We start from the raw sequence: 23,082 nt of genomic DNA, 5'->3' as shown, positions 1-23,082 counted from the left end.
CACGACGATCGCGTTCATGTTTCTGTTCTATGCAGGTACTTCGCCCGACATCATGCAGCATCAAGGGCGCCTGTGGCAAAACGTGGCCGCCGAGAAGGAAGTTCAGCGCGCGCTAGGTGCCGGTCACGGAGAGGGCGGCGAACACCACTGACGCTCCACGCCCAAAGGCGTGGGGTGCAGCAACGCCGCCCGCAAAGGGGCCAGACCAAGGAGGCTGCGGCTTCTTTGATGAACAGAGCCGTTAAGGGGAACGAATGGACAGTGCCTGTCGTAGCTGCGAGGCCGTCTTGAAGCCGCGTGTGGTGACCCCGGACTGAGCGGTGGCCCCAGCGGTGGCCCAGCAAGCGAGATGGACCTATACAATCCAAGGGGCACGGAGACGGCTGATGGAGACCCGCGCGGCTCGAGGTGAGGGTGAACCCGATTTTCTGAAGTCGTTGCGCCCGCCCTACCGCTCCTACCCCACAGGAGGCGGAGGGCCCGGACCGCGCCGGTATCAACTCGCTTCCAACGGTGTGATCGCGATGGTGATCTTCATCATTGCGGAGGCGATGTTCTTCGCGGGGCTGATCAGCGCCTTCACGATCGGCAAGACAACTGCGATAGGCGGCTGGCCGCCACCGGGTCAGCCGCGACTGCCGGTGCAGGAGACGGCCTTCAATACCGCCGCCCTGCTGCTGAGCGGCCTCTTCATGGTTCTGGCACATCGCGGATTCGCCAGTAGACCAGGCGCGGCTCGGCGACCACTGTTGCTTTCGATTCTCCTGGGATCGTTCTTTGTGCTCTTTCAGGGCGTCGAGTGGGTGGCGCTTATCCGAGAAGGCCTCACCCTGACGACCAGCACTCACGGCGCGTTCTTTTACCTGATAGTAGGCGCCCATGCTCTGCACGCTGTGGCCGCGATCGCCGCACTGATCTACATCTACACGAGGCTGATCGGAGGCCGCTCGACCCCAAGCGAGTTCAAGACCGCAGGGCTGTTCTGGTATTTCGTGGTCGGGCTGTGGCCAATCCTGTATTGGAGGGTCTACCTATGAAGTCACACAGCATCGCGAACGTGCTTTCGCCTGCACGTGCATGCCAGGCTCTTCGCATGCCTCGCTGTGGTGCTGCACCCGCGTCGAAATCGAACAACCGCCAATACCGGTTTCCCACAGGGTTTCGGGTGGTGCTGCTGGGCCTGTTGATCGGCTCGTTCGTCCTCGGCATGCCGGACCTGTGCCATGCATGTCCCGTGTGTTTTCAGGCGCAGAACGACGACAACCGGGTAGCTTTCCTGGTCACCACCATCTTCATGACGGCGACACCGCTGGTCTTGATTGCGGTAGCGGTGTGGTGGTTTCGCCGGCGTATGAAGCAGCTAGAGCGCGAGGCTCGCGGCGTCCTCAACTCTTGACCGTGGGCCAAAGAGCTTCCCACACGGGCTGGCGGTCAGCCGGTCGACGACCACCGAGCTCATAACGTCTCGCGGCTTCCGATAGCCGATGCGCTGTCAGGGCTAGCGCGACGCCGGCAATCACATCGATTCCGTAGTGCCAGCGCAAAAACATCGTGGCGATCAGTATGTTGAGTGCGATGAACGACGTTGGTAGCCACAGGTAACGGTAGATAGGTGTGTGGCGGTAGCGGATGGCGTGCAACGAAAAGAAACAAGGGCAGGCTGTGTGCAAGGACGGGAAGATGTCGAGCTGCGCCCCGGCCGCGGCTACCGCCTGCTGCACCTGGGCCCACCAGAAGCCTCCGGTGAGCTCGTTGTCGAAGCGGTGCTCTGCGTAGGGCCCCAACCCGGGCACCAAGGTATAGATCGTGTGGCCGATCGCGATCACGAGCATCGCACCAATCATGAGCTCGTACATGCGCCTGCCGGAGTCAAAGAACAGCGAGGGTAGCAGGTACAGACCGAGAACATAGAAGTGCGAATAGTAGAAGAACGCGAACCACTCGACCGAGGCTGATGTCACGAGTGAGTCCATGTATACGGCGGGGGTTGCGCCGAAGAGCACCTCGTCGATTCGGAGCAGCGCTGCGTCGAGCAAGTGGGGCTGCAGCGCTGGCAGGTACCAGCGGAGCGTGAAATAGGACCCAACCATGGGCGCGAACATGCCCACCCGGTACAGCAGAGCGCGCGCTGTGCCGGCGCCCAGCAGCTGGCCTCGCGTAACCAGCAACGTGAGCAGCGTTGGACAAAGCAAGCCCAGGGTCAGCCTGCGTCCCATAACGGCCTCCGGGCTGTCGGGGGCGGCCATGATGCGAATCCACATGAAGAGATGGAACGCGACCACCGCCCAATCCTGCAAGGCCATGTTGTGAGCAGCTGTACAGAGACCACGCCATGTGGCCTCGACCGACCGAGTACTTGTGCGTTCGGACAGCGAAGGGCTCGAAGGAACTTGGTGCGAGGATTCCATGTAGATCCAGACGCTGTCAGCTCTCACTCAACCGTTATCCCAAACTCGACGCCCCACGATTGCCGCACAAGAGTATTGCCGTCGATCCCAGGGCCTCTCGCCGCCAATCGCTTGGCGAGTTACGCAAGCAGCTACTGTTGCAGGACACCAGTGCCGTAATTAGGCCGTTCGGCCAGTTTCTTTGGCCATCGGCTAGCCTAGCGTGGTGTGGGTAGGGCGTGCAAGCAGCTAACCCTCGGGCACCCCCTTGTCGATGCCGCGCTGCGCGCGGCCGTGCACGCGGCCCACCCGGGAGAAAACCCGGATCGGACTTCCGGCCGCGCGTACTAGTAAGCCGCAGGGGCATCTGGTCCGGCATGCTCGGGTTTCCTGGCTCGCTGCAAGGTCCGCCAGGCGCTGAACGCCACAAGTCCAAGGAGCACTGCGAACCAGAGTGTCACCAATCGGATGAGCATCGTTGAGGCACCAGCAACCGCTGACGTGATGCGCCCGTGCCCAAGTACTTGAAGCAGTCCGGCCATCCCGGCTTCGGTCACGCCTAGCCCCCCGGGCAACATCGCCAGCGCGCCGGCAAGGGTCGATGCGGAGTAGGCGAACATGGCGGCGGTCATGGTCAGAGCATCCTGTTGGAACCCTGTAACCACTACGAACATGGCCGCGCACTCCAGCCCCCAGCCGGAGAACGCCAACGCAGTAGCACAGAGGACGGCGATGGGTCGTGTCATCGTGTGCAGCGCGGAGTACGCTTCCATGAGTCTCGGTGCCAGCCGACGCAGTCCCGGAAGACGCCCAGCGACACGAATGAAGCCCTCACCGAGCGGGCGATAGGCCACGCTCACAACCAAAATACCGACCATGAGCATTGCGGTCACGGCGACCGCCCAGCCATGCTGAAACGCCACACAACCAAGTGATGTCAGGATGGCTAGGGCCAGCAGGTCGGTGAGCCTCTCGGCGAAGACGATGGGGGCTGTCGTCGCTACGGCGAGGCCGCGGGACTCGTGCAGCAGCAGGGATTTGAACACCTCCCCGATTTTTGCCGGGGTCACGCTCATTACGAAGCCAGATACAAAGACCAGCAAGCTTTCGCCGACGGGAATCCGAATCCGAAGCATGCGAAGGTAGTACTGCCAGCGCACGAAGCGCAGCGCGTAGTTGCCGAGGACGAACGATAGGGCAAGCAGCAGCGGTTCTATTGCGTAGCTTGCCAGATGGCCGCGCAGGGCCTCAATGTCGCTGTAGATCGAGAGGGCGGCGAAGGCTGCGCCGCCGAGCAACGAGGCAGCAACCAGCTTGCGCCCGAGCCCGGGCACTAAGCTCGATAAGGAACTTGGGCCGCTCACGGACGCCCTCGAACGCCTTTGCTGCGCCGGGCTGAAGACCCGATGCTGGCCGCGCGCGCAAGGAGTCCCTCAAGTGCTTTCACCTCCTTCGTCTGCCCGCCTTGCCAGCGAACCCCACTGCAGGCTCCAACCAATCAAGACCCCTGTGGCGAGGCACCAGGGAGTGTCTTCAACGACTCCACAGGATCACGGATGAGGTCTATTGATCTGGCGGCGGGTGTTTTTCTAGCGGCAACGCTCCTAGGGCTTGCCTGAACGCGGACCGTTGAGGATTGCCGGAGGCTGCCGCCGCAGGGGGTCGTGGTCATGGTCGTGGGCGTCCCTAGTCCGCTCCCAGATACCCCGACCCATAGTACGAAGCAACGTGGCGCGAACACTATGTCGGGTATCCTAGGGCGCAGCGCGACCGTAACCGTTCAGGCCCCGGCAGTCGGGTCTTCAGGCCCCTGGGAAACCGTCGCGGAAGCGAAGACGCCCGTGAACGGCTACGCGCGACCCCGCGTTGCCGTTGCTGCTTCGCAGAATTACCCTGGGGGCCGAATGCCTCATCGCCGCTTGCCAGGGCACGGCGTTCTCGCCGATGCGCTCAATCTGCCCAATCTGGTTACGATGGGGCGAATCGGCATGATCCCGTTCGTACTGCTGTTGATTCTTGAAGGCACTCGCGTGGGGAATTTCTGGGCGGCGATTCTGTACTCGCTGGCAGCGGTGACCGATGCAGTTGACGGGTGGCTGGCCCGTCGTCGTGGAATGACCAGCATCCTTGGCCAGTTCCTCGATCCGCTGGCAGATAAGCTGCTTGTGCTGGCCGTGCTGCTGGTTCTTGTTCAGCTGGGGCGTGTGCCGGCGTGGATGACCATCATCATCGTGGCGCGCGAGCTGTCGGTAACGACACTCAGGATCATAGCGATGAGCGAGGGGGTCGTGATCGGCGCTCTGCGCGGAGGCAAAGACAAGGCCGCCCTGCAGATGGTAGCGGTGCTCACGCTCATTCTCCACCACACGTACGATCTGGATTTCTTCGCGTTCCGCGTTTCAGCGAACCTGAACGGCGTGGGCCTCGCGATGCTCCTGCTCAGCGTAGTCTTCGCGGTCACGAGCGCCGGGGAGTACCTGAGGCTGCTTAGTAGGGCTGTCGAAGCCAAGCAGCGCAGATTGGCAGACAAAGGCTGAGGCGCGGGGTCGAAAATGGCAGGGCCGTTTCGGCGCCACGCCTGAATGTCGGCGCTCAGCCGGCGTGCCTGCGGATTTTGTTCACGTCAGCGGACACGACTGCGCATTGGAATGCACTTTCCGCCTCAGTGTCCCATATCGGGACAAATCCTGAATGAGCGTGCAAGTGAACTACTCAACACACGTGTACAATGCAAAACTTCACATAAGTAGGCACCATAAACAGATCGCAGGTTTCTTGTAGCGATCTCAGCAATCCAGTAATCTGGCCTCGATGCGCATAAGTACGAACCCATCCACATGTCAGAGATCGTACGGGAACGTGAACACGCAGTCGATTTAGCATGTAATATCAGATAGCTACGGATTCGTGGCTCCCGGTCACCCATGGTAGCTGTGGAAAAACTGTTGTGAGAATGTTGAAACTTTTTGGTTGCAATGAATATATTGAATATAATATATTGATTGTTAGTGTTTGATATGGATCTGAAGAAACGAATACAGGCGATCCAATCTTCTGCGCATGAACCCTCTTGCTGGGAAGAGTCAGAGCTTTTGGAGCTCGAGAGGGCGCACCCGCGTGGTGTCGGCGTTCAGGAAGTCGTCGATATCCTTGCCTCGCGTGGCATGCGCCTGAGCGAAGCGACCTTTCGCAAGTACGTTCAGTTGGGCCTTCTGCCGCGCAGCGTCAGGGTTGGTCGCAAGGGCAAGAACCGAGGCTCACAGGGCCTGTATCCCGCGACCGTCGTGCGCCAACTCGATCTGATTCGGCGCCTAATGGCCCAAGGCCTCACGATCGACGAGATTCGCCGGGAGCTGCTGTTCGTGCGCGGGGATGTGGACGACTTAGCGCGACGCTTCGAGCGCGTGTTCGAGAAGCTCGGCAAAGCGATCGAGATGCGCGGAGAGGGCGATGAGGTTCTTGCTCGCGCCATATCCGATGCAAAGGCGCTTGCCGACCGCTTGGTAGAGGGACTCAAGGCGATTGAGGTGCGACTGGCGGCGCGTGCTCGCATGGCCAGGGCGGTAGTCTAGGACATCTGCGACAGGAGGTTTGGCTATGGTTCCGGAACAGGGGGCACTCGAACAGGAGTTGGACGGCTCATTGGCGGCAGGGCTTCCGGGTGTACCGGAGTCCGAAATCGACGAATCCGTACCGCCCAGGCGGCGGCGCGAACGGCAACGCGCCCGGACGATATCGATCCGACGGCTCAGCAAGTCCGAATTGGAGCGCGGGCGAGCAGAGTTCCCCGAGGACGATTATTGGCGTCCAACAACACGCGCGGAGTGCGCAGACATGGAGCGTCCCTGTCCGTTCGTGGCTTGCAAGTACCACCTGTACATTGATGTGCATCCGGTTCGCGGGTCGATAAAGCTGAATTTCCCGGACCTGGAGGTATGGGAAATGACGGATACGTGCGCCTTGGATATCGCCGACCGTGGCGGAACAACGCTGGAGGAAGTCGGCGTAATCATGAACTTGACACGCGAGCGCGTACGCCAGCTGGAAACGCAAGGGCTAGGCAAGCTGCGCTCCGGGCAGCAAGCGGAAAAGCTCCAGGACTACTTGATGGTCGGCTAGGCGTCGGTCCGTGAACAGCCGGTCGAGACCGGCCGCGCAGGGAAGGGTGCGATCGCCGGCGCGACTACGACGATGGGCAGCTACGACTACGACCTCGTGGTGTTGGGTGCGGGCTCGGGCGGCGTTCGAGCGAGTCGCATCGCCGCCGGCTACGGAGCCCGCGTCGCCGTGATCGAAGAACGCTACCTGGGCGGGACCTGCGTCAACGTAGGCTGCGTGCCGAAGAAACTCCTCGTCTACGGATCCCAGTTTCGCGAGGAGCTTGCCCACGCCGCCGGCTACGGTTGGGAGATCGCTCGCGCTACGGCGTCCTGGCCTAGACTGTGCGACTTCACGCAGTCGGAAGTGCGGCGGCTGAACGACGTGTACGAGAGACTCCTTCTCGGGTCCAACGTGGACATTGTTCACGGCCAGGCAAGGCTCAAAGGACCCCACACGGTCGAGGTCGATGGTCGGACTATTTGCGGCAAGTGGCTGCTGCTGGCAACGGGAAGTTGGCCTGCCATGCCTCTTGTCAAGGGCGTGGAGCATGGGATCTCCTCCAACGAAGTCTTCGAGCTTGAACGCCTACCAGAACAGGTAGTCGTCGTGGGGGGGGGCTACATCGCGTGTGAGTTCGCGGGCATTTTTCACGGGCTCGGAAGCCGGGTGACCATCGTCCACAGAGGCAGCTTGTTGTTGCGAGGATTCGATCTTGACGTGCGCAAGACGATAACCCGCTCCTTGGCCCGCAGAGGGCTCGACGTGTGTACCGACGCCCAGGTCTCCGAGGTGAGCAGCCACGGTGATCTGAAGCGCGTGCGGCTGGCGGCTGGCAGCGTAGTCGAAGCGGACGAGGTCCTATTCGCCACGGGACGTGCACCGAGAACTCGGGGCATTGGACTGGCCGAGATCGGCGTACGCACCTCACGCTCCGGGCACGTGATGACGGATGAGTATGGTCGCACCAGCATCGCAAACATCTTCGCGGTGGGCGATTGCTCGAATCCGATGGCGCTCACGCCCGTCGCTCTTGCTGAGGGGAGTGCGGTAGCCAAGACGCTGTTTGGTGCGACACCGACTCGTCCCGATTTGCGCTGTGTGCCGACGGCAGTGTTCAGCCAGCCTCCCGTTGCTACGGTAGGGCTTACCGAGGAGCAGGCGCGAGCCAGCGGCGCCGACATCTTGGTCTATCGGAACGAGTTCCGGCCGCTGCGGCAAGTGGTGAGCCGCTACGGGGAGCCGAGCATCATGAAGCTCGTTGTCGACAAGCACACACAGCGTGTGCTGGGGTGCCATATGGTTGGTTTGGACGCGCCAGAGATAATTCAGGGCTTTGCCGTTGCGTTGAAGTGCAACGCGACCAAGATTCAGTTTGACGCGACGCTCGGGATTCATCCGACTTCCGCGGAAGAATTTGTCACGATGGGATCGCCCTCGTAGCGCCCCCGCGGGCCCCAAGGCCCGTCCCGGTTGCCGGCCGGCCGTGCAGACAGTATCTACTGGGGCGCCGAAGCGGCTCAGGCGATCGCCGTCGCTCCGGACGCGGTCCGGGTGCACGGAGGAAAGTCCGAGCTCCACAGGGCAGGATGCCAGTCAACAGCTGGTGAGGGTGACCTCAAGGAAAGTGCCACAGAAAGCAAACCGCCCCGGCCTGGATCACTCCAGATCCGGGGTAAGGGTGAAAGGGTGAGGTAAGAGCTCACCGGGCTCACGGTAACGTGGACCGCACGGTAAACCCCATTCGGAGCAAGACGGAATAGGAAAGCGCCTGAGGGCGGCCCGCCCAAGCTTTCGGGTAACGTCGCAGGAGGCGCGCGGCGACGCGCGTCCCAGAAGAATGATCGCCGCCCGCCTGCCGGCGACGGCAGCGGGAACAGAACTCGGCTTATGAGCTCTTCGACCGCGGGGCCTTGTGCGTGGCACAGGGCTTCGCGTTTTTATTCAGGCTCGGACTTGTGCCCCCTTTTTGGATCGCTTGCGACACGGGTCAGGACGAGCGCTTTTCCTCAAGATGCCCTTGCGCCACCGCGGGACCGGGGTCTACAACCAACAACCAGCCACCGCTCGGACTGATGGGAGGTCGCGCGTGCGAGAGCTTGTCCGATACCTGCTACAGAACGCTTACATCGATTTCCAGGGTGACATCACCATGGAGAGGGTACGCGGCTTCCTGCGCGAGGATGAGACACGCGAGGCCAGGGCGTTGCTAGCGAAGCTCATCGACGATAAGGGGGTCGAGGACCTGCTTATCACGATCGCGGACTGTCTGAAGGACCACATTGGCTCTGGAATCACGGAAGAGACTCTGCGCGAGCAGCTCATCACCTACAGCGAGTCCTAAGGGCCCACGGAAGAATAACTCGTCTGTATCGCCGAGGGCCGGGCGCCGTTGGCAAGGCGCAACGGCGAGGAATATTGGGGGTATTTCGAGGAGGCGCAACATAGCCATCGGTGGTCGGAACCGGTGAGATGGATGAGTTATTCTTCCGCGGGCCCCAAGGTGTGCTCGGTTGCCCCTGCGGGTGCAGCCTCGCCTGAGCAGCCGACTCGCTGTGGCCTGAACGGTATCGGCCGCGACAGCAGCGAGGCGGAGGCGTCGGTTGACAGTCCCGTAACCGGTTTCTAGCATCGCGCAGCAATGGTCTCGAAGGCTTGGTGGCTGGCCGCGTTGCTTGTTGTCGTGCACGTTTGCCTTGGAGCTAGCTGCGATCGCAGTCGTCCTGCTGGCTCGCCCTCGCCTCCCGCCGTAGGATCGACGCCACCGGGTGGGACTGGGCGTGTCGAGACGCTGACCAACGTGGACGTCTCGAACTTGACCGAGGCCGAGCAAAGGGTGTGGCAGGACCTCATCAACGAGGCCCTATCGCCCTGCGGAGATCCACTGAGCCTCGCCCGTTGTGCGGCCGAAGCCAGCGGCCGCTGCCCCAAGTGTGTCGTGGGCGCCCGCTACCTCGCGCGCCTGGTCGCGGAGGGGTACGAGAAGAGCGACATCGAGCAGCGTTTCGCGGGTCGCTACGGCGAGGGCTCGGTGGCTAGGTTCAACCTGGACGACGCTCCCATCCGGGGGGCGCCGATGGCTTCGGTGACCATCGTGGAGTTCAGCGATTTCCAGTGTCCCTACTGCGGTGCCGCCCACAGGATCCTCAAGCGTGTGCTGCGCCAGTTCGAGGGCAAGGTGCGCTTGGCCTTCAAGCACTACCCGCTAACAGGGCATGAGCGAGCGGCCCCGGCTGCCCGTGCGGCGGAGGCGGCGCGGCTGCAGGGCAGGTTCTGGGAAATGCACGACCTGCTTTTCGAGCATCAGCAGGACCTTGCCGACGCGGATCTGGAGCGCTACGCCGAGCGGATAGGCCTCGACATGCAGCGTTTTCACCGGGACGTCAATTCGGAAGCGGTGCGCGATCGCATTGCGGCGGACCGCCGGGAGGGTATTGCTGCGGGCGTTGATTCGACGCCCTCGCTCTACGTACAGGGGCGCCGGTTCCGAGAGGCTCCACGGACGTTGGCGGCCTACCTGCGCGAAGCGCTCGGAAGCTAGATAGCTTCTGTCCACAATCGCGCTGGGGCGGCTTACGTCCTCGAGGGGACTAACGGCTGAGCTGCTGGGGCGCAGGCAGCGGCGGTCTTGGAGACGGGGAGACCTCGGCTGGTGAAGGGATCGGGGGAGCGGGCGGCGGAGCGGGAGCAGGCTGGGTTGCAGGCGCTGGTCTTTGGTCGACCTGCGGCTGCTCAGTGCCTACCACGCCTCTTGAAACGCCCTCGGGCGGGTCGACGATGTGAAACTCCACGCGCCGGTTCTCGCTGCGACCCTGCTTGGTCCTGTTGTCCGTCAGCGGCCGATCCTCGCCAAAGCCTTGAGCCTGCAATCGGTTCGGATCCACGCCGCGCTGTTCAAACCACGCCGTGACCGCGCCGGCACGCCGCTGACTGAGCTTCAGGTTGAACTTCGCGGAACCGCGGTCGTCGGTGTGGCCTTCGACTCGAATCAGCTTGATCCAGGGGTTCGCCTGGAGCACCGCCCGCACCTCCTCGAGGATTGGCTCCGCCGATCTCATCAGTTTCGCCTTCCCGCTACGGAACCTGATCCGCGACAGGATCTTGATCTGCTTCTCCTCGAGCCGCACCGCTTTGGGGCAGCCCTTGGCGTCGGCTGATCCGGGCGACAGCGGACACTTGTCCAAATCGTCGGCCACACCGTCGCCATCGTTGTCCGTGTCCGGGCAGCCGTCCTGGTCCATGAAGCCGTCCTTGTCTTCCGGCTCCAAGGGGCATTTGTCACGCTCGTCAGGCAGGCCGTCCTCGTCGTTGTCCATGTCCGGGCAACCGTCTGCATCGGAATAGCCATCCGGGTCTTCGGCCTGTAGCGGGCAGCGATCGAGCTTGTCCAGCACTCCGTCACCGTCGTTGTCCGTGTCCGGGCAGCCATCCTCGTCCTGGAACTGATCGGGGTCCTCGGCTTCAAAAGGACAATGATCTTGGTCGTCGACGATCCCGTCCCTATCGGTGTCCAGGGGAGGCGGGGGTTCGGGACGTGGCGGGGGCGGCGGCGGTGGTGCGTGCTTCGGAGGAGCGAAACCCAACGATAGAAGGGCGCGCAATTGGGGGACCCCAACGTCGTTGTTGAGACCGGCTCCCGCAGCGAGCTGGGCTGCAAAGCCAGGTGCTGCGGTGTAACGCACACCGAGCTGCGCCTCGAGGGACTTGGCGGTGTGGCTGGCGCTGTTGCTGGAAGCTAGCGCCAGCGCGCCCAAGACCTCTGCCCCAACCACGAGCCGCGGCACGCTCGTAACGTACACACCCAGCGCACCCAGCGCTTCGCTGCCGAGCTGGGCATCGGCGTATTGCCGCTCAGGTCGATACAGACCCCCGAGCTGAAGCGCGATCGTCACCGCACTTGGGACTACGTGTGCGGCCGTGAGCAACACGCGCGGACCAACCCCCTTGTCACTGCCGTACGCCTCTTGGCTGCCTGAAGGCAGCACCAGCTCGCCAACCAAACCCAGCTGTGGCCCACGCTCCGCGGCACCCAACAGGCGCAAGGAACCACCCACTGTCACGTCGGCAGCCGCGAACGCCGCGGGTCGCGGATCGCTGACCAGGGGAATGCGATCGCCCCCCTGGCTCAGTACCACGGGGGCGCGAGCATGGATCTCTGCGAATTCCGCAAGCCCCAGCGCTGCTACGACCTGTGCCTGAAGCCGATCGGCAACTACCCGCCCCTCACCCAAAACCTCGGGTTGGGGCTCGATAACCAAGGGCGAATGCGTGTAGTTCAGCGTCAAGGCTGCGGACCATCGCAGGTGCCCGAGGGTGTTTGGTAGCTGCAGTGCTATGCCGTCTTCGATCGTGGGAGGCAGCTCCAGTCGGTCGAGTCGGAAGCCTTCGTAATTCTGCGCATGACCTACTTGTGCAACGGCAAGCAGCGATAGCGTCACCCAAAAGCCAAAAGCGAGTCTCGTCATCTCGTGAGCTCCGGTGGAACAGCAGCATCGCGCACAACGTCTGATCTAGCTTGTTGACTTGGCCTCCGTTGGCGGCACGGGCCGCCCGTCACGCAGGCCCCAGTACGGATGCGTCATTCTAGGCCCTTCTTCCCACGAATGACAGCTCTTTCAGTGTTACCGGGCCCACAACCTCGAAGCTCGCTTCCCGTTTCAGGTCGCTCAGCAGAGCGGCGAGTTCCCGCGCTCGGTCTGAGGGCGAGGCTATGGTGACGGTGCCGGACTCGTCTCCGTGCAGCAAGGCGAGTCCCTCGTAGCCCTCGAGCACGGAGCGTAGCCACACGATGCTGCGCCTATCGATGCGCACACGCGCCGCGCACAGGGCCGGGTTTGGGGGAAACACGCTGTTTTTTGACCTGCGCTTCTTTGAACGCATAGCATGAACCGCAGTGCGCGCTCCTCGGAATCGGTCGTGGCCGTTGACTCGCCCACACGCTGCAGCCGCGTTGGTCGCTGGGCTGCTGGCCAGTGGCTGCGGGGCGGCGGTAGCCGGCACCCCAGCACACGCACCGAGCGCGCACGCCGATTCGCTTCAGGTCAAACAGCTCGCAGGGCTGCACGCCAGAAGCGAACGCCAGGCGAAGCGTATCGCCGAGCTGGAGGGACGCCTGGCCATGCTCGAAGTATCGCTGGGCGAGTTGAGACGGCGACGCGAAACCGCCCCGACGCGGGACCGAGCCCACTTGACGAAGACCCTGGCAAGCGACCAGCACAGCGAAGTTGCCCCGCGCCGGAGCTCCTCGGGGAGAGCCATAAAAGCCGGCACCAAGCATCGCCAGCAGGCACGCGAGCCGGAACAGCCGCTGGGACGCATCCAGCCCCAAGCGCTCCCCGTGCCGCGCACCAGGGAGCGAACAAGGTCAAAAAGCACCGAGCCGCCGGTTTCGTTGATCGAGGCCAGGCGTGCTGCCGGTCCTTCCGTTCAGGACGCGAAAGCGGCGAGTCAACGGTACCGGCGGGCGCTCGCGCTGATCCGCGAGCACCGCTTTGAGCAGGCGCTGGAGGCTCTCACTGGATTCAGCGCAGAGTTCCCAAGACACCCCCACGCCGGCGACGCGTCCTACTGGCAGGGTCGGATTCGCTTCGCTCAGCAGCGCTACGAAGAGGCCATTGTTCATCTCAGCGAGCTGGAGCGCCGTTTCAATCGGCACAGAAGGCTGGCCGACGCGCTCTACACGATGGCGCTCTGCCACGAGCGCCTCGGCCACACGCTTCGCTACAGGCGGCTCATCCATGATCTTCGCAGGAGGTTTCCTGGCAGCGACGCCGCCCGCCGTGCAGCCGCCAAGGAGCTCTCGTGAGAAGCGCAGCCCTACTTGGCGCGCTTTTTTCGGCTTTTGTGGTCCCCACGACCGTGCGAGCCCAGGATGCTCCGCATGCCTCAACCCGCGGGGCCTCGCCCGCAGCCCATGACACTCGTGCTTACATGGTGCGCGAGGGGGACACACTTTCCGATGTTTCCGAGCGGGTCCTGGGTGATTCACGCAAATGGCCGGAGCTCTGGGCCAACAACCCCGAAATCACCAACCCACACTGGATTTTCCCCGGCTCTGCCGTTCGCATGTCGCACGACGAGCCACCGCAAGCGAGCAAGTCGCCCGCGCACACCGGTAGGCGCATCGTCGTTCCGCGAGCTTCCCTTCGTCCCAACACCTTGCTGCTGCGCGAACAGGGCTACCTCGATCAGGCGGCCCTGCAAGCCGCCGGACGCATCGTGGGATCCGTCGAGGAGAGGATGCTCCTCGCGGAAGGCGATGAGGTGTACCTGGGTTTCCCCGGCGGTCGCAAGGTCAGGCCTGGCCAAAGCTACACGTTGTTCCGAAAGCTACCTCGCGACGAAACGCACATTCATCCGGACGCGTCGGGTGTGCTGGTGCGCATCCTGGGAGCCGCCACGGTGCAGACGTTCGATCCCAAGCGTGGAATCGCGCGCGCGTTGATCTTCGAGTCGCTGGATCCCATCGAGCGAGGTGTGGGCGCGGCAGTGATGAAACGACGCTTCGCACTGGTGGACCCCCAGCCAAACCAAGGCAGCGTTGACGCCAAGATCGTGGCTACGCTACGAGACCGCCAGCTGATTGCCCACGACAATCTGGTGTTCGTGGACGTGGGCTCGCGCCAGGGTGTGCAAGAAGGCAATCGCTTCTTCGTTGTGAAGCGAGGCGACGCCTGGCGTGCCAGCCTCTACACGAGCGCCCGGCATATGGGGGCCACGGTGAGGCCTCCAAACATCGACGCAGCAAGTCTGCCCTACGAAACCGTGGCCGAGCTTCGCGTGGTACATGCACGTCCCAACACCCTGGCGGCGGTCGTGATCCGTTCGGCCGGGGATGTAAGGGTGGGGGACCGAGCCGTGATGCGAAAAGGCTTCTAAGGGGCCGTCCAAGAATAACCGGTCGAGACCGGCCGCGCAGGGTGGATGCGATCGCCAGCGCGCCCGGAGGAAAAACCGCAGGAATAGCAGCGCTATTTCGAGGATTTTTTGGAGGACGAAAGCCGCGAGCGCGCCGCCCTGCACGGCCGCAGCCGATCGAGTTGTTCTTGGACGGGCCCCGAGGAGGCTCACCGGCCCCTGGTCGCCTTTTCCAGGGTCTCGTGACCGCCGTATTCCAGGACGCCTTGACTGCTGTGAAAGCCCGCACCCGACATGTAGGCGAAACGCGCCTTGACTCTGATCTTGTTGCCGACGCCGAAGTCCGTGGGGATCGGCAGCAGCCCGGAGCCCTTGGGGATCCGCTGTTTCCTGCCCCGCCTCTCGAGTCTGATGGCATCCGCGATGGCTTCGTGGTTTTCGGCGTAGCCTCCAAGCAATACGAGCTTGGTGCGGTCCTGTTCGTCGCGCACGTCGCCCAGCCACAGGTGCGGTGCGTTCGCCGGTGGGCACTGCTTCTTTCGCCTCTTGGCTCTCGGGCACGGAGGCGGCTCGTAGATCTTCACGACGTATCCGGTCAGGGAAACGTCCGAATCAAGGACACTTCGCATCTTCTTGCGCAGGCCGTACACGCTGTACGACTCATCCTCGTAGCGGACCGGGTGCGGTGGAGGAGGCAGCGTGGGCACGCTTGGCAGATCCGGCTTGACCGGCGGCAGCTCCTGCACCTCGACTCGCGCTTCCGCCGTCATCGCCTTGATTTGCTGGCAACCACACACGAGCGCGCCCGCCAGCACGACCGTGACGATCCGCATGCTGCGCTTCAGCGTGGCGTGCCCTGCGCTCCCCTCGATTGCGGGATTCAGAACATCTGTGCGGTGAGCGTCGTGGCGCGCTTTGTTTATCATCCGAATCACCTGAGTCCCGCTCACGCTCCAACTACGCCAATCGATCACAATCTCCTGCAGGCGGTAGTAGAACGCCAGCCCTCGACGCCAATCGATCACAATCCCTGGCAAGCGGTACTAGCACGCCCGGGACGGCGTACTCAATACACTCAGGGGGCTAGATCCTCGCACGGTCGAGCATGCTTGTGGGCTTGGATGCGGGCCGCGTGCAGCTCCGGCGCGGCTACGTTCGTGTCGGTTGAGAGCAGGATCCGCTCGCTTTCCGGACCTCCCAGCGTTGCGATCGCATGCAGGGCAGCAGCAGCCAACTCCACGTCTCGCCCCCATGCTCGCGGCACCGCACCCCGACGCACGACCTGCGCCAGCGGCACTACGGCTTCAGGTACGCACAGTTCCCTCGCGAAGGCGATCGCCTCGGCAACCACCGTCGGCCACTCGTTCACGTCCAGCAGGCGGGCACGCACGCTCGGCCATGCCTCGCGATCGCGGCGTTGCCGGAGCGAACGAACCGCAGCCTCGCGCACTGAAGCTACCCGATCGCCGATTCCTCTGCGAAGGACCGGGGCAGCCTGGGGATGCAGAGCAAGCTCGTTCAACACGGCGGCACGCACGAGCGGCCAGGGGTCACTCGCAGCAAGCGTCCCAAGATCGGGGTTCAGCGAGGCCTGTTCTGCCAGCAGGCCAACCGCGGCAACCCGCACCCTGGGATAGTCGTCCCGCAGTGCCGCCCCGGCAAGCGCCCGTGCCTGGGTGGCGCCCCGGCTTGCGAGCGCTCGCAGGGAGGCCGCACGCAGCATCCAGTGCTGGTCCTCGCTGGCTGTGCGAACAAGCCAGTCGTCCAGCACGGGCTCGGAAGTCAACGCCGAGGCCGCTTGGATCAGGCGCCAGCGCTCCTCGAAGCTTGTCGTTCGAGTAAACGCCCGTTCGATCGCCTCGTGAGCCAGGCCCGTGACGTCGCCGGGGGCAAGCGCCTGTGCGACCACAGCCAGCCCACGGACCGGCGGGTTGTCGTCTAGCCAGTGCGCGAGCGCATTGCGAGCCTGCGCATGGCCGCGTCGCACAGCCGTTCTCAAGGCCTCGCGCAGTGTCGGCCGCTGTGAACCACGATCGGACTCGATCGCTGTTAGCAGGGCGGGTAAGGCGCTTGCTGCTGACCGGCGAGCCAGCGCCAGCGCCGCCCGATCACCCGTGGCATCGGGTCGCATGGCGAGTACCGAAAGCTCTGCCTGGCACACGGAGCCGTGTCTCTCCAGGACGTCCAGGGCAGAAGCGGACAGAGCTCCCGGCTGTTTTTGGACGAGTTCGAGAAGCAACCGTCGCGCTTTTTCGTGCTCGCGGTTGCTCTCGAGCACGCGTACAGCGCGGCGTCGTGCTTCCGGTCCTAGCTGCGGCCAGGCCTCGTCGATCGCGTGGATCGCGGGCGGCCCCAGCGGCGCCAGCCAGTGGACCGCCTCGTTGGCCCTGCCGGGAGCGCCGCCAAGATCAGCGACGAGACGTCCTATGCCCCCTTCGTCGTCTGCGGCCGTGTAGGCCTCGACTTCCGCCAGCACGTTGATGCGACCTCGCCCCACCGAGCCCCGGCCTACGACGATCGAAAGGCAGTCGGTGTGCAGGGGGTGGGGCAGAGCCATCCAGTAGCGCTGTCCAGGCGCGGCAGCCGCCGGCAGCTCGAACGCGTAAGTCACGCTGTCGGCTACAAGCCAGCCCGACCTTACCGGTGCCACGCGGGCATTCTCATTGCGCAAGAGCGGCGCAGGTACGAAGCCGACGCCTCGAATAGCCCAGTGGCCGGATGCCCAGGTAGCTGTCGCGAACTCACCCAGCGGGTCCCCTTGAGGTAGCGCCCAGTAGGTCGAAGGATCGGAGTCCCCAAGCTCCAACGGTGGAGTCGAAACGATACCCTCCGGATCGCCCTGGCGGCCAGAGACGGCAACGTAACGGAGCGCCTGTACGATAGGCTTCGCACGCGGATTCGAGGATGCTACCCCCACGAGGGGATCCGTGGTTGATACTGGGGTCCAGGGCGAGATCGGTCGCAAGCGTTGGGTCTTGGGATCCAGGGCGCGCGGATTCAGCAGGCTCGCACGCTGGCCACATACCCGCACGCCCTCGTGGATCGTGGCCGTGACGACCTGCACAAAACCCCCGTCCGCCTCGATTTGGAGTCGAGCGGCCTGGCGCTCTCCAGGATCGCCGTGCAGGTCCAAACGTCCCGACCAGATCAGCTTCGGGCTACGGGCCCTACGTCCAAGCAGCGCGGCGTAGCGGCCATGGAGCCCTCGTGCCCGGACCAATGCAACCGCGCTCCCGCGATCCAGCCGCAGCAGCTCGATTGACGCTTGTGTGATTCCTGCGCCCGCAAAAACCAGCTTCGAGCCGCCATCCCGCACTACGCCCGCCTGGGCATCCATGTCGATGACTATCCTCACCGGGGCTGGCGGCCGCCCAATTGACACCGTCTTCGTGAGGGGCAGGGGGTCTGCCATCGCCCGGGGTGAGGCCAGGAGCAGCAGGAACAGCAGCATGGACGAACTGCATGCACCACTCCCGCCCAGGCCAACCGCGAACGCTCGCACCTTGTTGACTCCCTTCAGCGAGGACGACAAACGAGACCCGAGGTGTCTTCCATCCTCGGGGCGCTCAGCTCGATTCTGGAGACGCTCCCCGGAGCCTGCAAGTGCCTGGCGGGGTTGGATCAGGACCCGCTAAGTCCCCGAACATAGCTGCCGTTAGAGCAAGGAATAGCCCGAGCGCCAGGACCGCAGCGCCCGACCTCCCGATGCGGCAAAGCCACATCATGTACGACACACCGCCAAGACGCCAGCGCACCTTCTCGGTCATGTCGCAGATTGTCGCACCGATTGGGACGGCAGCTAGGCTCATCGGCCGGTTGCTTTTCCGGGCTGATCGAGCACCGGAGGTATGGCTGTGATGCCTCGCATCAAGGCAAAGCCGTCGGGGAGTTCACGGCGCGGCACAGATTCCGTTGGTACAGATCCTGCTTCGCCCCAACAAGGACCTCGCGGAGAATCTAGCGCGGACTCTTCGCCATTGTCGGTCGAACCAGGAGGTAGGCAGTCAGCGCAAGAGCGGGGGCACTCGGGCGACGAAGCAACGGATCGCATGAAGGGCACGGCTGATGCTGGGCCAAAGCGGAGAAAGGACGCCATGACCAAGCGAGGCAGCAAGACTGGACGAAGAGCACGAGGCAGCCAGGCGCTGGCCACCGAGGAATTGGTCGCTCCGTTCGAGTTGACACAGGACGATGAGCACGAGCCGAGCCGGGCCGAGCTGGCCGATGCCCAGGAGGAAACCGACAAGGCGCTGAAAGCCATGGAGCGAGAGACTGGCGGCGACAGCACGCTATCCAAGTACTTTCGTGAGATGGCCTCGCATCGCGTGCTATCTCCGAAGGAAGAGGTCGATGCGGCCAAGGAGGTCGTGCGGTTCGAGCAAGCATACTGGGAGACGCTCTTTTCGTATTTGCCGGCATTCGAGACCGTCGCCTCCGTCTTGGAGCGTTGTGTGGAGCGCTTTCCACAGGAGCTGACTGCCCTGCGCAAGGTTGCGCGCAGCATCGACCACGTGCGTCCGGGCAAGAGCGAGCAGACGAAGTGGGACGGTCTCAGCAGGGCAGCCGCCAAGAGTCTGCGCGAGCTCGACGCAGACCGCTTGTTCGTCAACGAAGCGGACCGGGCAGTCCATCGCCTGGCGGGCATGTATCGTACGGAGCGCGACATCGAAGGCGGTGGCATTCGGATCACACCTGCCTTCCAGCGCTATCTGGCCGCCGTGGAACGCGCGAATCGGGATCAACAACGATCCAAGAATCGCTTTGTGTCGGCGAATTTGCGCCTCGTGGTCTCCATAGCCCGGCGCTACAACCGCGGGCGACTACCGCTGATCGACCTGATTCAGGAAGGCAACATCGGGCTGATGAAGGCCGTAGAGCGCTTCGATCACCGGCGCGGCTATCGCTTCAGTACCTACGCGTCTTGGTGGATCCGGCATGCCATCAGTCGAGCGCTCGCCGACAAGGGTAGGGCTGTGCGCATTCCGGTCCACATGCTGGACACCTACAATCGCGTGGCGCGAGCAACCCAAGCCATCACCACGCGTACCGGCGAGGAGCCTTCCACCCAGGAATTGGAGAAAGAGACCGGAATCGCCGCCGAAAAACTCGAAAAAATCCGCGGTCACTGGGCCGAGACCCCGTTTTCCCTGGACCGGCCGGTAAACGATGAGGACGGCCGGAGATTCGTTGACTTCCTTGAAGAGGACGATGTCCCCACGCCCTACGAAACCCTGCTCAGCCAGAACTGGGCTGATGAAGTACGGCGTTTGCTGTGCGCGCTCACGCCCATGGAGGCGCGCATCTTGCGGTGGCGTTTCGGTCTCGACGACGAGGACGAGCTCACGCTCAAAGAGATTGGGGACAAGTACAACCTGTCGCGCGAGCGGATTCGGCAGCTGCAGGAGCAGGCACTGTCGAAGATCCGGCGCCAGATCCGAGAGTAGTCCTCGCTACCTCGCCACAGGAGAGTCACGGCCGCTGGATACCGGGCGGCCCTCTTCCTGCGTTCGCGCTGCTGCATTTGCGCTGGGGTCGAGCTCGGAGGCCATGGCAGCGACCAGGCGGTCGGCAAGATCGCGAGCCTGCTGGCGGCGCCCGTTGACCCCGTTGGCGAGGAAGCTGAAAGCGATGGTGCGACTCGGGCTGGATCCCAAGACGTAGCCTGACAGGGCGATCACGTCGTTTAGGGTACCGGTCTTGGCGCGCACGATCGCGTCGGCCGGCAGCCCTTGGAGGCGCCGCGCCAGGGTGCCGTCCTTTCCCCCCACTGCCAGGTGAGCGAGGTACTCTGCTCGCAGAGCAGGCGAGCCATAAACGTACAGAAGCAGCCTGACGAGATCGCGGGCAGCAAGCTTGTTTCCCCGAAAAAGCCCGGACCCGTTCACGATCGTGGCCCTACCTTTCGGAACGCCGATCTGCTCGAGAAAGGCCACCAGCACCGAGGCTCCGTCCTGCGAGCGGCCGGGAAGGCGCTTGCGCTCTGCTCCCAGCAGCTTCAGGAGCATCTCGGCGGTGAAGTTGTCGCTTTGCTTGCCCATCGCCCACAGAATCTGTCCCAAGGGCGGTGACAGCCGCGTGGCCAGCAGCGGCAGATCGGTTGGAAGGGGCCGCAAAACGATGCGCTGCGGCACCCGGACGCGCTGCGCACGCAGCGACTGGATCAAGGCATGGCCGGCGTACCGCAGCGGGTGCGCGACGCGCCGCCTGAAGGAGGCATTCGACAAACGAAGGGGAACGCGCCCCCGCACCAGCAGAGATAGCTTGTCTGCCTTGGGCTGTTGGATCGCGATGACCGAAAGGCTGCCCGTGCTCCCCGTGGTAAGCTCGTTGCGCAGCTCGAAATAGTCTGCGATTTTTAGCTTCACCTGCGCAGGATCTCCCGCACTGCGACCCGGGCTGACGCGCAGCGCATACGAGTTGCGCTCCACCGATACTGCAGCTATGGGAGCCCGGAAGGCGGCCGCCTCGTCCGGTTGCTGCTCGAATGCAGGCGGAAGCGTGATGGAATCAAAATAGCTACCGTCTACCCGAACCTCATCCACCGTACGGACACCGCTCCCCACTATCTGGCCTGCCAAGTGCGCGATGTCGGCTACACGGAGGGTAGGGTCCCCGTAGCTTTTGAGGTACAGGCCTCCCACAACGGCATCATTCTTGTTACGTCCGTACAGGCCGGTACGAATTCGGAAGCTCGGGCCGAGCTCCTCCAGGACAGCTGCTGCGGTTACGAGCTTCATGTTGGAGGCGGGGTTGAGGGGGAGCTCAGCCCGGTGCTCGAAAAGCATGCGTCCATTGGAAACGGAAGCGACCGCTACACCCACCTGCCCCCCGAGCTTCGCCTCGCGCAACAAGACGGCGAGCCGTGTCGCCAGCGACTCCCCCCGCGGACCGGTGCGAGCTTGCGCGAGCGCCTGGCACGGCCACGACCCCACGTTCCCGCACACCGCCAGCGCGCAGCCGAACACGCTCGCTCGGATCGCGCAAGACCTCGCTCGCGTGCCAGTGAGCCCGCCTCGCCTTCTTTGGTTCACCGCGCGAAGATGCTACCAGCATTGCGAAAGAATAACTCATGCGTTTCGCCGGTTCCGACCACCGCTGGCTGTGTTGCTTCTCCCCGATATACCCCCAGTATTCCTCGTCGTTGCGGCTTGCCGGCGGCGTCCGGTCCTCGCCCAAACGCGTTAGTTGTTGTTTCGCGGGCCCTTACGGCGCGGCTGGTTCCCTGGGGATGGCGCTCGCCATGCTCTGGGTGTCGTTGGCCTGCGGCTGCAGCCGTTCCGCCCGGCGCCCCGATGACGCGCTGGTGGTCGTCCTGCCCCGAGACGCCCAGCAGCTTGACCCGCGCCTAACCGGCGATACCTACGGCGTGAGACTGTCCCGGCTCATCTTCGCGTCTCTCGTTACGATCGATCCTCGCACGCTCGACGTCGTGCCGGACCTGGCGCAAGAGGTCCAGGTCGTCAGCCCGACCTGCTACCGCGTGGAGCTCAAGGGGGACGCGCGTTTCTCGGACGGCTCTCGACTGACCAGCGAGGACGTCCTGGCCACCTATCGCAGTCTGGTGGCGGAAGACATCGGGAGCCGCTACGCGCGCACGTTCCAGCGCATCGCACGCATGCAGGCTCCCGACGAACACACGGTGGTATTCCACCTCAGCGAACCCCACGCCACGTTTCTTACCGATCTGGAGATGCCAATCCTGCGAGCCGAGGACGAACATCGTCTGGTGGGCGTCGGCGATCGACCCGCGCCGGTAGGCGCTGGTCCATACCGACTGCGCCCGCGCGTCGGCGGCAGCTTGGTGCTCGAGGCGAACCCGAACTGGCATCACGGTACGCCGCGCTACCCCCTTGTGCGCATGGTGGTGGTTCGAGACGACAACACGCGGGCTCTGCGCCTGCTAGCGGGAGCCGCGGATCTGGTGGTAGATGCGATGCCGCCGCTGCTGCTGCCCCTATTCGAGCAAACACGGGAGTACCAGGTGCGTAGCGTTCCGGGGGTGGGCACGACGTATCTGGGGCTCAACCTGGACGCCCCGGCGCTCGCCGATCCTCGGGTTCGCCGCGCCATTGCGCACGCTGTGGACCGTGCCAAGCTCGTTGCCACCAAGCTCGGCGGTCGGGCGAGACTGGCGCACAGCTGGATCGCGCCAGGTCTATGGGCCCACTCGGAGAACGTGGCGTTTCATGAGTTCGATCCCGAGCGCTCTCGCAAGCTGCTGGACGCGGCGGGCTTCCTGAGGCGCCGGGGGCAACCCCGCATGCGGCTCACCCTCCGGGTTGGTGCCGACCGTTTTCGAGTCTCGTTGGCCCGGGCGATTTCCGCGATGCTGGCAGAGGTTGGCCTCGACGTGGACGTAAGGCCAACCGAAACCGCGACGCTGCTCGCAGACCTGAACCGTGGCCGGTTTCAGATGACGCTGTTGCAGGTACCCGAAGTGATCGAGCCGCACGTGCTCAGTTGGTTCTTCACTTCACAACGCGTGCCCGACCCCGGGCGGAGGGAAGGCGCCAACCGCTGGCGCTTTCGCAACGCCGAGTTCGACGCCGCCATCGAGCGCGGGCGCAGCACTCCTGTTCGGGAGGCGCGCTACGCGGCTTACCAGGAAGCTCAACGAATTCTGGCCGAGAAGCTGCCGGTGATCCCTTTATGGCATGACTCGGTGGTCGCGGTCGCCGGCCCTCGGGCAAGCGACTTTGAGGTTGCGCGCAACGCTCGCTTTGACACGCTGGCGCGCTAG

Annotated in this window: 19 protein-coding genes and 1 other RNA gene; 13 read left to right on the top strand and 7 right to left on the bottom strand. The window is 63.8% G+C overall.

The window, feature by feature from the left end; all coding sequences use genetic code 11:
* Positions 1 to 386 precede the first annotated feature (386 nt).
* Positions 387 to 1,037, top strand: a complete 651-nt coding sequence (locus MJD61_11485; GenBank protein MCG8555890.1) for a cytochrome c oxidase subunit 3 — start codon at positions 387 to 389, stop codon at positions 1,035 to 1,037.
* Positions 1,034 to 1,396 carry a hypothetical protein gene (locus MJD61_11480; protein ID MCG8555889.1) on the top strand — a complete coding sequence of 121 codons (363 nt, stop codon included), beginning with the start codon at positions 1,034 to 1,036 and terminating at the stop codon, positions 1,394 to 1,396. The genes MJD61_11485 and MJD61_11480 overlap by 4 nt, the downstream gene beginning before the upstream one ends.
* Here the strand turns inward: MJD61_11480 and MJD61_11475 are convergent.
* Both MJD61_11475 and MJD61_11470 read right to left on the bottom strand, forming a co-directional pair.
* Positions 1,386 to 2,303: a phosphatase PAP2 family protein gene (locus tag MJD61_11475; GenBank protein MCG8555888.1), complete on the bottom strand. Its 918-nt coding sequence runs from the start codon at positions 2,301 to 2,303 to the stop codon at positions 1,386 to 1,388. The two genes, MJD61_11480 and MJD61_11475, sit on opposite strands and share 11 nt — an antisense overlap.
* A gap of 431 nt (positions 2,304 to 2,734) precedes the next feature.
* A complete protein-coding gene (locus tag MJD61_11470) occupies positions 2,735 to 3,751 on the bottom strand; it encodes a flippase-like domain-containing protein (GenBank protein MCG8555887.1) in 1,017 nt (338 codons plus the stop codon).
* A 378-nt stretch (positions 3,752 to 4,129) separates the two neighbouring features.
* Between MJD61_11470 and pgsA the strand changes: the two genes are divergently transcribed.
* From pgsA to MJD61_11435, 7 genes are all read left to right on the top strand, one after another.
* Complete coding sequence (pgsA, locus tag MJD61_11465) at positions 4,130 to 4,924, top strand: CDP-diacylglycerol--glycerol-3-phosphate 3-phosphatidyltransferase (protein MCG8555886.1); 795 nt, start codon at positions 4,130 to 4,132, stop codon at positions 4,922 to 4,924.
* A 555-nt stretch (positions 4,925 to 5,479) separates the two neighbouring features.
* On the top strand, positions 5,480 to 5,959 hold the full coding sequence (locus MJD61_11460) for a MerR family transcriptional regulator (GenBank protein MCG8555885.1): 480 nt from the start codon (positions 5,480 to 5,482) through the stop codon (positions 5,957 to 5,959).
* Positions 5,960 to 5,984: 25 nt separating this feature from the next.
* Positions 5,985 to 6,506 (top strand): DNA-binding protein, encoded by a 522-nt coding sequence (locus tag MJD61_11455; GenBank protein MCG8555884.1) that lies wholly within the window; start codon positions 5,985 to 5,987, stop codon positions 6,504 to 6,506.
* A gap of 72 nt (positions 6,507 to 6,578) precedes the next feature.
* On the top strand, positions 6,579 to 7,928 hold the full coding sequence (gene gorA / locus MJD61_11450; protein MCG8555883.1) for a glutathione-disulfide reductase: 1,350 nt from the start codon (positions 6,579 to 6,581) through the stop codon (positions 7,926 to 7,928).
* Between the two features lie 68 nt (positions 7,929 to 7,996).
* Positions 7,997 to 8,391: RNase P RNA component class A (gene rnpB, locus MJD61_11445), an RNA gene on the top strand.
* Positions 8,392 to 8,574: 183 nt separating this feature from the next.
* On the top strand, positions 8,575 to 8,829 hold the full coding sequence (locus MJD61_11440; protein ID MCG8555882.1) for a hypothetical protein: 255 nt from the start codon (positions 8,575 to 8,577) through the stop codon (positions 8,827 to 8,829).
* A 297-nt stretch (positions 8,830 to 9,126) separates the two neighbouring features.
* Positions 9,127 to 10,026, top strand: a complete 900-nt coding sequence (locus tag MJD61_11435) for a DsbA family protein (GenBank protein ID MCG8555881.1) — start codon at positions 9,127 to 9,129, stop codon at positions 10,024 to 10,026.
* Positions 10,027 to 10,075: 49 nt separating this feature from the next.
* Here the strand turns inward: MJD61_11435 and MJD61_11430 are convergent, their stop codons facing one another.
* Together MJD61_11430 and MJD61_11425 are read right to left on the bottom strand one after the other, a co-directional pair.
* Positions 10,076 to 11,950: an OmpA family protein gene (locus MJD61_11430; GenBank protein ID MCG8555880.1), complete on the bottom strand. Its 1,875-nt coding sequence runs from the start codon at positions 11,948 to 11,950 to the stop codon at positions 10,076 to 10,078.
* A 118-nt stretch (positions 11,951 to 12,068) separates the two neighbouring features.
* Entirely contained in the window at positions 12,069 to 12,365 is a 297-nt protein-coding gene (locus MJD61_11425; GenBank protein ID MCG8555879.1) for a DUF4911 domain-containing protein, read from the bottom strand.
* Positions 12,366 to 12,408: 43 nt separating this feature from the next.
* Between MJD61_11425 and MJD61_11420 the strand changes: the two genes are divergently transcribed.
* Positions 12,409 to 13,290, top strand: a complete 882-nt coding sequence (locus MJD61_11420; GenBank protein MCG8555878.1) for a tetratricopeptide repeat protein — start codon at positions 12,409 to 12,411, stop codon at positions 13,288 to 13,290.
* A complete protein-coding gene (locus MJD61_11415) occupies positions 13,287 to 14,363 on the top strand; it encodes a LysM peptidoglycan-binding domain-containing protein (GenBank protein MCG8555877.1) in 1,077 nt (358 codons plus the stop codon). The genes MJD61_11420 and MJD61_11415 overlap by 4 nt, the downstream gene beginning before the upstream one ends.
* Positions 14,364 to 14,551: 188 nt before the next feature.
* On the opposite strand, the gene MJD61_11410 is transcribed toward MJD61_11415, so the two are convergent.
* Positions 14,552 to 15,268 (bottom strand): hypothetical protein, encoded by a 717-nt coding sequence (locus tag MJD61_11410; protein ID MCG8555876.1) that lies wholly within the window; start codon positions 15,266 to 15,268, stop codon positions 14,552 to 14,554.
* Between the two features lie 149 nt (positions 15,269 to 15,417).
* Positions 15,418 to 17,793, bottom strand: a complete 2,376-nt coding sequence (locus MJD61_11405; protein ID MCG8555875.1) for a hypothetical protein — start codon at positions 17,791 to 17,793, stop codon at positions 15,418 to 15,420.
* 643 nt (positions 17,794 to 18,436) lie between these two features.
* Here MJD61_11405 and MJD61_11400 point away from each other — a divergent pair.
* Positions 18,437 to 19,786: a sigma-70 family RNA polymerase sigma factor gene (locus MJD61_11400; protein MCG8555874.1), complete on the top strand. Its 1,350-nt coding sequence runs from the start codon at positions 18,437 to 18,439 to the stop codon at positions 19,784 to 19,786.
* A 6-nt stretch (positions 19,787 to 19,792) separates the two neighbouring features.
* On the opposite strand, the gene dacB is transcribed toward MJD61_11400, so the two are convergent.
* Complete coding sequence (gene dacB, locus MJD61_11395) at positions 19,793 to 21,373, bottom strand: D-alanyl-D-alanine carboxypeptidase/D-alanyl-D-alanine-endopeptidase (protein ID MCG8555873.1); 1,581 nt, start codon at positions 21,371 to 21,373, stop codon at positions 19,793 to 19,795.
* A 197-nt stretch (positions 21,374 to 21,570) separates the two neighbouring features.
* Here dacB and MJD61_11390 point away from each other — a divergent pair, with 197 nt between their 5' ends.
* Positions 21,571 to 23,082: an ABC transporter substrate-binding protein gene (locus tag MJD61_11390; protein MCG8555872.1), complete on the top strand. Its 1,512-nt coding sequence runs from the start codon at positions 21,571 to 21,573 to the stop codon at positions 23,080 to 23,082.

The organism is Pseudomonadota bacterium, assembly GCA_022361155.1.
GTDB lineage: Bacteria > Myxococcota_A > Polyangia > Polyangiales > JAKSBK01 > JAKSBK01.
This window is presented reverse-complemented; position numbering and strand designations above follow the sequence as displayed.

What these genes read in the sequence shown, in the direction of transcription:
- MJD61_11485 (MCG8555890.1), top strand. Translation starts at nt 387, where the DNA reads ATGGAGACCCGCGCGGCTCGAGGTGAGGGTGAACCCGATTTTCTGAAG.
- MJD61_11480 (MCG8555889.1), top strand. Translation starts at nt 1,034, where the DNA reads ATGAAGTCACACAGCATCGCGAACGTGCTTTCGCCTGCACGTGCATGC.
- MJD61_11475 (MCG8555888.1), bottom strand. Translation starts at nt 2,303, where the DNA reads ATGGCCTTGCAGGATTGGGCGGTGGTCGCGTTCCATCTCTTCATGTGG.
- pgsA (MCG8555886.1), top strand. Translation starts at nt 4,130, where the DNA reads ATGTCGGGTATCCTAGGGCGCAGCGCGACCGTAACCGTTCAGGCCCCG.
- MJD61_11455 (MCG8555884.1), top strand. Translation starts at nt 5,985, where the DNA reads ATGGTTCCGGAACAGGGGGCACTCGAACAGGAGTTGGACGGCTCATTG.
- gorA (MCG8555883.1), top strand. Translation starts at nt 6,579, where the DNA reads ATGGGCAGCTACGACTACGACCTCGTGGTGTTGGGTGCGGGCTCGGGC.
- MJD61_11435 (MCG8555881.1), top strand. Translation starts at nt 9,127, where the DNA reads ATGGTCTCGAAGGCTTGGTGGCTGGCCGCGTTGCTTGTTGTCGTGCAC.
- MJD61_11430 (MCG8555880.1), bottom strand. Translation starts at nt 11,950, where the DNA reads ATGACGAGACTCGCTTTTGGCTTTTGGGTGACGCTATCGCTGCTTGCC.
- MJD61_11425 (MCG8555879.1), bottom strand. Translation starts at nt 12,365, where the DNA reads ATGCGTTCAAAGAAGCGCAGGTCAAAAAACAGCGTGTTTCCCCCAAAC.
- MJD61_11410 (MCG8555876.1), bottom strand. Translation starts at nt 15,268, where the DNA reads ATGATAAACAAAGCGCGCCACGACGCTCACCGCACAGATGTTCTGAAT.
- MJD61_11405 (MCG8555875.1), bottom strand. Translation starts at nt 17,793, where the DNA reads ATGCTGCTGTTCCTGCTGCTCCTGGCCTCACCCCGGGCGATGGCAGAC.
- MJD61_11400 (MCG8555874.1), top strand. Translation starts at nt 18,437, where the DNA reads ATGACCAAGCGAGGCAGCAAGACTGGACGAAGAGCACGAGGCAGCCAG.
- MJD61_11390 (MCG8555872.1), top strand. Translation starts at nt 21,571, where the DNA reads ATGGCGCTCGCCATGCTCTGGGTGTCGTTGGCCTGCGGCTGCAGCCGT.